Below are 12005 nucleotides of genomic sequence, written 5' to 3'. Positions count from 1 at the left end.
TTATTTTACAACTGTTATCGAGCCTTTTAAGGTTTTATTATTTGATGTTGTAATGACGTAATAATAAACAGGGTTTACACTGGTAAAACTTATTTGTGCTTCTGGCCAATTATTTTGATAATCGCCAGTTTGAAACACTATTTTACCTTGAGAATTCATTATAGCAATTTGTGTATTTGTTCCTGAAATATATTCTTGAGGAATTATCCAAGTATCATTAATATTATCACCATTTGGACTTATTAAATTAGGTATATTCTCTACGTCTGGAAATGGTTCTGTAATTGAAAAAAGAAATTCTTGAGATGTTATACAATCTTCTGTTTGTGTTACAATTACTTTATAATCGCCACTTTGCGATGCTTCATAATTATCTGTAATGGCACTTGTAATTATTGTATCGTTAAAATACCATTGAAATTGAGGATTAACAGCATCTGTGGTTACTGTAGCAACTAAAGTTTCACCAGTGTCTAAACTATTAGTTTCTGGTACGTTTATACTACTAGTAAACCCACTCACTTCAAGATCTATACTTGCACTTGTGGTACAAGTTCCTAAATTAATTGTTACTGTATAAGTACCAGACTCATTAGTTATATATGCTTGACTAGTTGCTCCGGTAATTTCGTTACCATCTTTAAACCATTTATAAGTATCTCCATTAATGGTACTTAAAGTGGTAGCGCCTTCACTAGGGCAATATGGATTACCTAAACTAGAATCTATGGATGAACTTGAACCCGAATTAACCTCACTTATAGTTACTGTATTTGAATACGAATCTGAGGTACATGTGCCATAATTAGTTCTAACAAAATAAGTTCCTGGAGTATTTACGGAAAGTGTGTTTCCTGAAGCCACAAAATCGGAAGTTGTTTGGTTAGCATCATTAACTTTATACCAATTATAGGTTAACGATGGGTATTGTAAAGGTGAATTATTACTTCCTGTTCCTGGGTTATCTATAGTCAACAAATAGCTTCCTCCTGCACAATACGAACCTGTAGAAATCAAATTATTAATACTAAAAGGTTCATTTTGTATTTTGTAATATGCCGCAAAAGCATCTGAAGATGAACTAGTTGCCGCGGGCGATGTACTTTTAATTCTAATTTTATAGGCTTCACCTGCTGTTGTTGTTGGTAAAGAAAAGCTTAATGTTGCTTGAGATACTGTGACAGCACCTTCTTCAGATGTGTAAATAACGGTAGGATTTGTAAAACTACCCGTACTATCTGAAAGTTCTATAATAAACTGGTTACTAGAGTTTATTGCAGTATCTGTAAAACTAAATTTTGTGTTGTAAGTATTGAATGAAGGACTTGCACATGCTTGTCCAAAAAGCAAGCTAGGTTTACCAATTACCATTTGCGAATAAATAGTTTGTGTAAAACAAAATGCCAGTAATACAAGAATATTAATAAGAGTAAAGTTCTTCATATATACATTATTATTTCTTAAATAAAATTCCTAAAGTTCTTATTTTTTGAAAATGCTGATTCCATAAGAATTAAAATTCTTAAAACACGACAAGCATATACCAATTAAAAATTTAGCAATTATATTATAGTCATGCTATTTAGTAGGTTATACCTAAAGTTTAGTTTCTTGGGCATAAGTAGCATCTTTTGATGCAATTATTTTATTGATTCGCAATCTGAAATCCGGTCTTTTTTCATTTGAAAAATCAATAAATGTTTCAGCATTATTACTTTTAGAATACACATTAAAAAAAGCACTGTTGCCATACCAATTTTCTAAATCTTCATTATTTGAATCATTTTCAAGAAAAATATTTCCTTTACAATTATTGAAAAACATATTAGCAAACTGTATTTTTTCTAGATTTTGTTGATTAATATTAATTGAACTTTCTAATATCACTGCTGGATTAAAACCAGAAACAACACTTTTATTCATATTCAAACTTGCATTTTGTCCAATAAAAATAGCTTCTTTCACCAAGCCCTTTTCCATATCAGAATTTAAACTTTCACTATCGTTTAAAAATGTTAGGTTATTGGCTTCTACATTTGTGCCTTTTTTGGTAAAATCTACTTCTTCCATTTTATTATAAGAGGCAATTTGTAAACATCTGGCTGCACTACTGCTTGATATATAAGGAGATCTTATAGCTAAAGAATTATCAATTTTACATTGTGCACCGTAATTAAACTTAAAGTCGTCACTATTCGATCTGTATGCTACTAATTTGTTCAAGCAAGTATCACCACCCAAAATTTCAAAAGAATTACCTCCAGAATAGCTTACCATAACATTATCGAAAATGGTTTTATTACCAACACCTGCTAATAGCAATCCGTTATAATATTCATCACCTTTAATTCTTTTGCCAGCAAATTCAATTCTTACGTATCTTAAAATACCAGAGTTACTTTCTGCATTAGAACCACCATAATTTGTATATGAATAATTAAATTGAGCTAAATCGCTATAATAAGATGCTACAGATCCATTACCAAATTTATTTGTAGGAGCATCGCCCAAAAGAATGATGCCGCCCCAATCTCCAGATCTTTTAGTTCCTCTATTTGACGTAAAAATAATAGGGTCTGTTTCTAAACCATCAGCTACAATTTTTGATCCCTTAGTAATTGTTAAAGATGCTTTTGATGCAAAATCGCATATTATTACAGTTCCCGGTTCTATGGTAAGGGTTGCATTGTTTGTTACAAAAACATTTCCCAACAACATATAGGTTTCTCTCTTAACTAACTTTTTATCTTTATCAATATTACCTGCCAATATTTGAGTTGGCTCGTCATACTGCTTTTGGTTCGGTTTAAACTCAGTCCAGTTGTACAACCAATTATTGGCACCTATAATTCCTTTTTCCTGTTGCCCATAAATATTTCCAATTATAAAAAGGAATATAAATGTCATTTGAGTTAAGTTTTTCATAATCATTTTTTTTTGTTACAAAAACCAAATAAGATTTTTCTACTGAATATTTGTCAAATCTATAAAAATATTCCACGAAATACCAAATATTTCGACGAAATACACAAAATTAACAATTTAATAAATAAGTTTAATCGACGAAATACATGTATCATAGACAAAAAACACATTTTCCTACAAAATTATTATAAACCAGTAAATCATAAAATGATTAGAACACGAGTTTATAAAAAAATCAATCTTAAAAGTTAAGATTGACTTTATAGTTTGCGGTTAATTATTAGATACTATCTAATTTAGATGGTTGCTGCTATTTGTATTAGTGATAAGCACTATACTCATGTAAAGATTTCATAATTTCTTCATAAAATATAATGGCAGAAATTAATTTACTAGTATCAGAATAGGGCAATATTTTTTTATGAAACTCTGTAGTAGCTTCATAATAATCATCTGTTGCTTCAAATTGATTATCTAATATTTTTCTATTATCACTATCATTAGGAATTCCTAAAGTAGTCATAGTTACTCCTGGTTTTGTAGCAAAAGCTATATATGGTAAGGTTTTTATTAAAACCTCAATGCGTTCCATGTAAAGGAATAACAACTCTCCTTTTTGCATACGCTCCAACTCTTCTTTTGTATGATATTTTTTAATAGCTACTTTTTCGCTGATAATACTTTTTGGTTCATTCTTGTTTTGAGCAAAACTTATACCTGTAATTAGGAATAAACCAATACTAAATAGAATAATTTTTGTTTTCATATTTACGACTTAGGGATTTAGGGTTTAAAAAAACAAATTTATGTAATTAATCGTCAAAAACAAGCTTTTAATCGAATTTTTTAATATTTTTTTAAGTTTTTGTAGCAAGAAAGGTACTTCCTCTATAAATGTGATGAAGTAATATGCACAGAGAGCTGCATAGATGTATAAAGAACAAAGCAAATTATACTTTAATTATGCTTCTTTTGAAAAGAGAAATGTATTGGGTATTTGATAAAATAAAAGTTTGTCAGGACACTTAGACGTTTCAGAAATTGCAACCGCTCCAAAATAATCTTCATTCAATTTAAAACTAAATACCTGTAATTGTTTGATGGGACCCAAAAACTCTGAGGGTATATTTTGGCATCCATCTAATGATATTATTTCTGAAATATTATCGTCTATTCCCACCCCAATGGCTTTTACAATGGCTTCTTTTCGAGTCCACAATTTATAGAAAGTAACATGCCCACCACTAGTATTAACTTCATCAATTTCAGATTTATTAAAAACAGTTGGTAAAATATCTTCAAAATTAAATTCTTTATTCACATATTCAATATCTACACCTACTGGACTTTTGGCGATGGCAATAATGGCATAATCTGTTGCATGAGAAATATTAAAATGAACGGATGGATGCGATGGTAAAAAAGGTTTTTTATTAGAATCACTTTCAATAAATATGTTGTGAATATCCAATCCGGTTTGTTCTGCTAATAGGAATTTTAATACAGTTCTGCATATTACAAATGTATTTTTGTCTTTAACAAAATGAAATCTATTGGCACGATTGCTCTCTGAATGTGATAAAAATGGCATTAAAGAAGGTGCTAATTTTTGAAAATTTGATAACTCAATTTTGTAAAATTTCACACCTAGATCATCATATTCATCCCTACAATTAAAATCTTTTATTAAAATTTCTAGTGTTCTGAAAAAAACCTCTCTTTTAGTGTTCTGAATCATAGTTATTTAAAAAAAATTAAGACCCTTGCTAAGGTTTCAACAGATGATGAATGATATATGGGTGACTCTATAAATATTATTTTTTAAACTTTTCAATACCCGTTTGAAGCCATGTACGATAATCTTCAACATCTGGAGTATAACCAACAGGATCCAGTAAATTTTCTTCATTATGATCCATCAACACATAAAACGGTTGTGAATTAGCTTTATATTTTATGGTTTGCAATTCACTCCATTTTTGACCAATATATTTTAACTGTTTTCCGGGTTTTAATTTTGATTCTGTAACTTCACTAGCAGCTAACGGGCGTTTATCATCTACATATAGCGATATTAAAACCACCTCATTTTTTAGAATGTTCAACACCTCTGGTTTTGGCCAAACGTTCTGTTCCATTTTTCTACAATTAACACATGCCCAACCTGTAAAATCGATCATAACTGGCTTACCCACTTCTTTGGCATAAGCCAACCCTTTATCATAATCGTTAAACGCTAAAATATCGTATGGAGCTAATAAATGTGCACCATCTGGCAGGCCTTCATGAGAATCTAAAACAGATGCTGTTCCCATTTTTGAAAACCCGACCCCATAAGGCGATTCGCTATATTCCAATGGTGGTGGAAAAGCACTTATCAAATTTAATGGTGCGCCCCAAAGTCCGGGAATCATATAGATAGTAAATGAAAGAACTACCAAACCTAAACTCAATCTTCCCACAGAAATATGTGTTAATGGTGAATCGTGCGGTAGTTGTATTTTTCCGAAAAGATAAAATGCCAAAGCTCCAAAAATAGCTATCCATATGGCTAAGAACACTTCTCGTTCTAGCAAATGTGCTTGTAATACTAAATCGGCTTGTGAAAGGAATTTGAATGCCAAAGCTAATTCTAAAAAACCTAAAACTACTTTTACCGTATTTAACCAACCACCCGATTTAGGTAATGAATTTAACCAACCTGGGAAGGCTGCAAACAAAGCAAATGGTAACGCAATAGCCAATGAAAAGCCTAACATACCTATTATTGGGGCTAAACCACCTTTTGATGCTGCTTCCACAAGCAACGTTCCAACAATGGGACCCGTACATGAAAATGATACAATAGCCAAAGCTAATGCCATAAAAAAGATACCTATAAGTCCGCCACGGTCTGCTTGCGAATCTACCTTATTCGCCCAAGAGTTTGGCAACATAATTTCGAAAGCCCCTAAAAAAGACACAGCAAAAACCACCAACAATAAAAAGAAAATAATATTAAACCACACATTGGTAGCGAGGGCGTTTAAAGCATCGGCACCAAAAATACCCGTTACAGCGGTTCCTAATAACACATAAATAACGATGATACAAATACCGTAAATAATAGCATTTTTAATTCCAGCCGCTTTAGTTTTACTTTGTTTGGTAAAGAAACTCACCGTCATGGGAATCATTGGGAACACACAGGGTGTTAACAGCGCTGCAAAACCAGATAAAAAGGCAATGAAGAATATACCCCAAAGCCCTTTTTGCGAAGATGAATTTGCATGACTTGATGAAGCTTCTACAGTTTCGTTTGCAATTGAAACGGAATCATTTTTAATTTTAAATTCTAATGCCACTTCGGTTGGAGGAGAGCATCTTGTATCATCACAAATCATATATTCCACAAACGCATTGATTGTAGAAACACCATCAGTTACTTTTACTTTTTGCTTGAAAACGGCGGTTTTTTCAAAATATTTAATGGCCATTTCAAAAACGGGATCATCTACAGTATGTCCTTCCTCTTCAACGGTGTTGCCAATACTAGTAAAACCACCATCACTATCATCGTAAATAAACGATGTTGGAATGGGGCCTCCTTCAGGAACATCTTGTGAATACAAATGAAACCCAGAAGGAATCTCTGCTTTTGATACTAAATTAAATTCAGAATCTGATAGTTTTTCAACGGTTGTAGTCCACTTAACAGGATCTATCATTTGTGCATGACCTACTATTGATAAACCTAAAACTACTAATGCAAAAAGAAATTTCTTCATTATATTGTACTCTATATTACTTCAATTATTTTACGTTGAAAACTAAATCTACTTCGGTAGGTGGCAAACATCTGCTATCGTCGCATACCATAAATTCAACTGTGCCTTTTACAACAAACGGTACTTTTCCTTTTAATTTAATACGTTGTTTAAAATTTGCTTTTTTATCAAAATACGTGATTTCCATATCGAAAACAGGGTCTTGAACAGTGTGCCCCTTATCTTCTGATGTATTTCCTTTTTTAAGATAATTCGTATTTCCTTCAAAAGTAAAACTTGTTGCTATTGGACCGTCTTCGGGCACTGTTTGAGAATATAAATGCCAACCTTTATCTATTGTTGCAGTGGCAACTAATTCGTATTCGGTATCAGATATTTTATTAACGGATGTTGTCCATTTTACAGGTTTTAATACTTGTGCATGACTTGCAAACGCTGCTATAAAGATTAAGAATGTAATAATTTTTTTCATTTGAAATACGTGTATTTATATTGATTTTTTTATTTTGAATGATATCAATAGCATGAATCGTTCCATTTGCTATTTTTTGTAATTATTCTCTAATATCTGCAAATTTAACAGCTTAAATTGTTTAAAGTGATAAAACTAAATTTTTAACAGGGTAAACTAGGGTAATTTAACCTAATTTTAATAAAATAGAACTACTCGCTACCGTTCAAATTTACAAAATTCAGTATTTCTATTTATTTGACATCAAATAGTGTCTTATCCCGAAATATGACTACTATTTATAGTTGTCATAATATTTATCGGGATCGCTCTGTTAGTTTAACCTGGAAGTTAGATATTTAAAAATAGCTGCAATTTCTTAAGTATTATAAGGTTTTTTCAATTTCTGAAAACGCTATTGAAGGATTGTTATTATTCGTAAAATCTTTGTCAAATAAGTTTGTTACTAACCCATTTGATTTTTTACTAAATATCATATCGTGCCCCACACATAACCCCATTGAAATGTTCAACTCTGTGCCATGACTGTTTAAAATATCTGCTTGTCCTGCAGGGTTACACATTATTCGATTACTTTCGCCTCCTAAAATCTCTTTTTTTCTTACTTTATTGTGTTTACAGCCAACAGTGTAAACAGTAAAATATTTTGAAAAATATTCTTTTAGCACTTCTGCTTCGTGAGAGAATGTTATACAATGTGCGATTCCTAATCGACTCACATGCATTCCTCTAGCAAAATTTAATATTTCTTCAATTCTATTAGCTCTCATACTTGTATAATCGCAATTTGCTTGCATGATTTTTTGAAATTCTTTAGTATAAATTTTAGAATCCATATTTTTTTTGAAGTTATTCTAGTTTAAAAAACTTTCCTCTTTAACATTTGTTAAATTAAAAATTGGTATCATGTTAAAAAACAAAATCTATATTATTTACTGGGCAAATATATAAATAGTTTTCGTATTATTGTAACAATGTTACAATAAGGAATGAATAAAAGAAAAACTCAATCTAAAAAAGCAATACTTGAATGTATTCAAAGAACTGGTAATTATGGTTTAAAATCAGACAACATAGAAAGTGAATTACCACAATTTAATAGGGTTACTATTTATAGAATATTACAAAGTTTTATTGATGATGGCATTATTCATAAAGTAATTTCTGATGATGGTAAATCTTATTACTTTAAATGTAAAAATTGTGGTGAAAAACATTTTCATAATCACTATCATTTCAAGTGCAATATTTGTGAAAAAGTGGAATGTATGGACAATAATATAGATGTAGAAGTCCCGAAAGATTATAAAATAGAACATGTTAATTTTTGGATATCAGGTATTTGTAATAGTTGTAAAAAATAATCGTTTAAATATTTAATTACATGAAACTATTAAAAAAGAACAGAGGAACCGGGCAAGGCAAAGGACTTGGAGTTGGTGAAGGTCTAGGAAAAAACAAAGGTGGTGGATACAGTGTTGGCGGATACTGTGTGTGTGCAAAATGTGGTGCTAAAGTTCAACACGAACAAGGTATTAAATGTACAACACAAAAATGCCCCGATTGTGGACATATAATGGTTAGAGAAGCCTTATTACATGAAAAACTTTCTAAAGATTAAGCAGATTTAAATTAAAAAAAACAGACAAATGAAAACTTATCTTGATTGTATTCCTTGTTTTATGCAGCAAGCCTTACGTGCAGGACGATTAGCAACTTCCGACGAAAAGGAGTTAAAGGAAATTCTAGACAAAACAGGTGACATGATAAAAACCGTTTCCATGTACAACACACCTGTAGAAATAGGAAAGACAATCTATCGCATAGTAAGTGAAGTTTCTGGGGTTCAAGATCCTTATAAGGAAATCAAAAATCAACATATTAAAGAAACAAAAGCCATTTATCCTGAATTGGAAAAGATTGTAGCTAATTCAGACGATAAGCTTCTTACTGCTATAAAAATAGCCATTGCTGGAAATATAATTGATTTAGGAGTCAATAAAGCATTTGATATAGTAAGTGATGTGAAATATATTCTACAACAGGATTTTGCAATATTTGACTATGAAGCTTTTAAAAATCAATTAAAAAAAACCACCAACATCCTTTATATTGGAGATAATGTTGGGGAATCGGTTTTTGATAAAATATTAATCAAAGAATTAAAAATACCCGTAAAATACGCTGTACGTTCCATACCCATTATTAATGATGTCACTTGGGAGGACGCTGTAGCTTCTGGATTAGATGAAGTTGCAGATTTAATTGATTCGGGATGTAAATCTCCAGGTGTCATTCTTAATCAAAGTACGCCCAAATTTCTTGAGATTTTTAACACTTCCGATCTTGTAATAAGTAAAGGGCAGGGTAATTTTGAAGGATTATCTGATTGCAACAGACAAGTTTTTTTCTTGTTAAAAGCAAAGTGTACGATTATCGCAAATCACCTTGGTGTAAAAGAAGGTTCTATTATTCTTAAAGAGCATAAAATTTAGATATGTATATCCATCTTTTTGGTCCGTTACCTTCGCGTAGATTAGGAATGTCCTTAGGAATTGACTTAATTCCTAAAAAAGTTTGTTCTCTCAACTGTGTTTATTGCGAAGTTGGTAGAACAAAATATTATTTCATTAAAAGAGGTTAATTTATCTAAATTAGTCAATTGTAAATGAAAATAGAATAACTGAAAAACAGAAAAAGCATACATTAAAATACCAACATAAAACCAATGAAAATATTTCTAAAATACGGCTCATTAATTGCTTTTTTAATTTCTCTATTAGGACTGCTCTATCTAATTAAAAATAATTCAATTTTATCGCTAAATCCAATTGCCCTAATAATTCAAATAGCCTCTGTAGGAATCATGGTTTGGGCGAGAATAACGTTTGGAATAAAAAGTTTTCACGTTTCTTCGAATGCAACAAAAGAAAAACTTATTACAAATGGGCCATACAAATGGTGGAGGCATCCTATTTATGCTTCCATAATATACTTTTTTTTAGCATGTTTAATTGCTTTTCCCAACTACAAAACTTTCATTGCTGTTCTTATAATTGTATTTAGCACTTATGTAAGAATGCTTTTTGAAGAAAAAGAATTAATAGAAACTTTTGAGAATTATTCAGAATATTCTAAAAAAGCAAAACGCATAATTCCCTTTATTTTCTAAAAACAAAAATACCGCTTACAGCACAGTGTAAAAGTCATTTTTACCTAAAATTTGTGTTTTAAACTATGTAATATTTTGTTAACTTAGATGTGCCTAAAGAGGCGAAACTGAGCCAAGTGCTCAACGCTGTTTTTGCCGCATTTACAAACAAGCATTTAGCAATAGCTGTTTTAATGAAATCAGAAATTACACAACCATATTGTTATGAATAAAACTAAAATTTTAATGTCCGTCCTTATCGTTTTTATGGGACAATTCACTTTTGCCCAAAATCCGATTCTCAGGGAAAGTGATCCTGATTTTATATATGTTTGCGACCCTTCGGCACAGGTTTTTAATGGTAAGGTATATGTTTACGGTTCGCACGATCAGCCCGATGCCGTGGATTATGAATCGATGAAAGATTACGCTATTCTTGAGTCGTCGGATTTGAAAACATGGATAAATCATGGCGTAGCTCTCGATCCACAATTAGACAAAGGATTTGAATATGCGCAGTCAAATATGAACGCACCAGATGCCGCTTATAAAGATGGCTGGTACTATTGGTATTTCCCAAGCGACATAACCCATGTTGGTGTTGCAAAAAGCCGCACCCCAATTGGTCCTTGGGAATCTGCCGTTACTAATGAAATTACCACCATTTTCGATCCAACTGTTTTTGTGGACGATGATGGGCAGGCTTACATTTATGGTAACGATCATTGGGTGGATATTGGTGAAGAAGGATCGCATATTATGGGAGCTAAGTTGAAGGATAATATGATTGAATTAGATGGTCCTTGGATTCGTTTAAGCAAAGAAAATGTGAATGAGGCCGTTCATATTTTTAAACGCAATGGAATATATTATTTTAGTGCACGGGTTGGTGCTATTACTAAATACTGGATGGCTGACTCTCCACTGCCGCAATACGCGACATTAAAAGGTGAGCTTGCTCCAAATTCACCTGAATCGCCGAATCATACTTCTGCTATAGAATTTAACAATCAGTGGTATCTCTTTTATCATAGAGGGGATGTAAATCATGGTGATCGCCATAGACGCTCCGTTTGTTTCGACAAAATGACATTTCGCAAAGATGGTACCATCGAACCCATTGTTTACACCTTGGATGAAGGCGTAGAAATAACGGTTCCAGTCTATCCCAAACGAGGTAAAAGAAACATTCAGAAGAAAGAGGTTCAAGGTAAAGTGATGGACGATGGTAGCGTGCGTATTGAAGCGGAAAGCTATATGACAAATTCTGGAACTAAGGTAGTAAAGGTTAAAGATGAAGATACAACTAAAGGCATCGGAACTATATTAAATGGCGATTGGACGGGCTACGAGAATATTGAATTTGGAGAAAGTGCCAGTCCATTTACATTCCGTGTTCGTGCATCAACTCCAAAAGACGGGGGTGCCATTGTATTGCGCATAAATAGCCCAACAGGAACTATTATTGGGAATATTCCCATTACATCGACAGGTGGCTGGAACAACTATAAAACATTTTCCACCACACTGAATAGAATAAGAGGATCTCAAACAATTTATCTATGTTATACCGGAGATGATGGCGACCTGTTTAATCTGAACTGGTTTGATTGGACGCCTTCATTAAAATAATACAATAGCACAAACAGCAAAAAAGTGGTATAAGTCATACGAAGATACGTTTTATTTA

General features: G+C 32.0%; 12 protein-coding genes. 5 read left to right on the top strand and 7 right to left on the bottom strand.

Going from position 1 to position 12005, the window contains the following annotated elements:
- From EV196_RS18310 to EV196_RS18280, 7 genes are all read right to left on the bottom strand, one after another.
- The gene (locus tag EV196_RS18310; protein ID WP_132219232.1) at nucleotides 1-1443 is read right to left on the bottom strand and encodes a T9SS type B sorting domain-containing protein; all 1443 of its coding nucleotides are present in this window, start codon (nucleotides 1441-1443) and stop codon (nucleotides 1-3) included.
- Nucleotides 1444-1596: 153 nt separating this feature from the next.
- Complete coding sequence (locus tag EV196_RS18305; RefSeq protein ID WP_132219231.1) at nucleotides 1597-2925, bottom strand: hypothetical protein; 1329 nt, start codon at nucleotides 2923-2925, stop codon at nucleotides 1597-1599.
- 319 nt (nucleotides 2926-3244) lie between these two features.
- Entirely contained in the window at nucleotides 3245-3691 is a 447-nt protein-coding gene (locus tag EV196_RS18300; RefSeq protein ID WP_132219230.1) for a hypothetical protein, read from the bottom strand.
- Nucleotides 3692-3886: 195 nt separating this feature from the next.
- Entirely contained in the window at nucleotides 3887-4663 is a 777-nt protein-coding gene (locus tag EV196_RS18295; protein WP_132219229.1) for a 4'-phosphopantetheinyl transferase family protein, read from the bottom strand.
- Between the two features lie 76 nt (nucleotides 4664-4739).
- Nucleotides 4740-6692 carry a protein-disulfide reductase DsbD family protein gene (locus EV196_RS18290; protein WP_132219228.1) on the bottom strand — a complete coding sequence of 651 codons (1953 nt, stop codon included), beginning with the start codon at nucleotides 6690-6692 and terminating at the stop codon, nucleotides 4740-4742.
- Nucleotides 6693-6717: 25 nt separating this feature from the next.
- Nucleotides 6718-7164, bottom strand: a complete 447-nt coding sequence (locus EV196_RS18285) for a protein-disulfide reductase DsbD domain-containing protein (RefSeq protein ID WP_132219227.1) — start codon at nucleotides 7162-7164, stop codon at nucleotides 6718-6720.
- 365 nt (nucleotides 7165-7529) lie between these two features.
- Complete coding sequence (locus EV196_RS18280; protein ID WP_132219226.1) at nucleotides 7530-8000, bottom strand: DUF1847 domain-containing protein; 471 nt, start codon at nucleotides 7998-8000, stop codon at nucleotides 7530-7532.
- A 153-nt stretch (nucleotides 8001-8153) separates the two neighbouring features.
- Between EV196_RS18280 and EV196_RS18275 the strand changes: the two genes are divergently transcribed.
- The 5 genes from EV196_RS18275 (at nucleotide 8154) to EV196_RS18250 (ending at nucleotide 11947) form a co-directional block, all read left to right on the top strand.
- Nucleotides 8154-8528 (top strand): Fur family transcriptional regulator, encoded by a 375-nt coding sequence (locus EV196_RS18275; RefSeq protein WP_132219225.1) that lies wholly within the window; start codon nucleotides 8154-8156, stop codon nucleotides 8526-8528.
- A gap of 20 nt (nucleotides 8529-8548) precedes the next feature.
- Entirely contained in the window at nucleotides 8549-8785 is a 237-nt protein-coding gene (locus tag EV196_RS18270) for a hypothetical protein (protein WP_132219224.1), read from the top strand.
- 28 nt (nucleotides 8786-8813) lie between these two features.
- Complete coding sequence (locus tag EV196_RS18265) at nucleotides 8814-9659, top strand: damage-control phosphatase ARMT1 family protein (RefSeq protein WP_132219223.1); 846 nt, start codon at nucleotides 8814-8816, stop codon at nucleotides 9657-9659.
- Nucleotides 9660-9892: 233 nt separating this feature from the next.
- On the top strand, nucleotides 9893-10336 hold the full coding sequence (locus EV196_RS18255; RefSeq protein ID WP_132219222.1) for a methyltransferase family protein: 444 nt from the start codon (nucleotides 9893-9895) through the stop codon (nucleotides 10334-10336).
- 225 nt (nucleotides 10337-10561) lie between these two features.
- The gene (locus tag EV196_RS18250) at nucleotides 10562-11947 is read left to right on the top strand and encodes a family 43 glycosylhydrolase (protein WP_165876197.1); all 1386 of its coding nucleotides are present in this window, start codon (nucleotides 10562-10564) and stop codon (nucleotides 11945-11947) included.
- The last annotated feature ends 58 nt before the right edge of the window (nucleotides 11948-12005 follow it).

This window comes from Mariniflexile fucanivorans, from assembly GCF_004341235.1.
GTDB lineage: Bacteria > Bacteroidota > Bacteroidia > Flavobacteriales > Flavobacteriaceae > Mariniflexile > Mariniflexile fucanivorans.
Note: the sequence above shows the minus strand (reverse complement) of the source record. Positions and strands in the feature narration are given on the sequence as shown.

Coding starts and splice junctions, on each gene's coding strand:
- EV196_RS18305 (WP_132219231.1), bottom strand. CDS start 2,925: ATGAAAAACTTAACTCAAATGACATTTATATTCCTTTTTATAATTGGA.
- EV196_RS18290 (WP_132219228.1), bottom strand. CDS start 6,692: ATGAAGAAATTTCTTTTTGCATTAGTAGTTTTAGGTTTATCAATAGTA.
- EV196_RS18285 (WP_132219227.1), bottom strand. CDS start 7,164: ATGAAAAAAATTATTACATTCTTAATCTTTATAGCAGCGTTTGCAAGT.
- EV196_RS18250 (WP_165876197.1), top strand. CDS start 10,562: ATGTCCGTCCTTATCGTTTTTATGGGACAATTCACTTTTGCCCAAAAT.
- EV196_RS18300 (WP_132219230.1), bottom strand. CDS start 3,691: ATGAAAACAAAAATTATTCTATTTAGTATTGGTTTATTCCTAATTACA.
- EV196_RS18275 (WP_132219225.1), top strand. CDS start 8,154: ATGAATAAAAGAAAAACTCAATCTAAAAAAGCAATACTTGAATGTATT.
- EV196_RS18270 (WP_132219224.1), top strand. CDS start 8,549: ATGAAACTATTAAAAAAGAACAGAGGAACCGGGCAAGGCAAAGGACTT.
- EV196_RS18295 (WP_132219229.1), bottom strand. CDS start 4,663: ATGATTCAGAACACTAAAAGAGAGGTTTTTTTCAGAACACTAGAAATT.
- EV196_RS18265 (WP_132219223.1), top strand. CDS start 8,814: ATGAAAACTTATCTTGATTGTATTCCTTGTTTTATGCAGCAAGCCTTA.
- EV196_RS18310 (WP_132219232.1), bottom strand. CDS start 1,443: ATGAAGAACTTTACTCTTATTAATATTCTTGTATTACTGGCATTTTGT.
- EV196_RS18255 (WP_132219222.1), top strand. CDS start 9,893: ATGAAAATATTTCTAAAATACGGCTCATTAATTGCTTTTTTAATTTCT.
- EV196_RS18280 (WP_132219226.1), bottom strand. CDS start 8,000: ATGGATTCTAAAATTTATACTAAAGAATTTCAAAAAATCATGCAAGCA.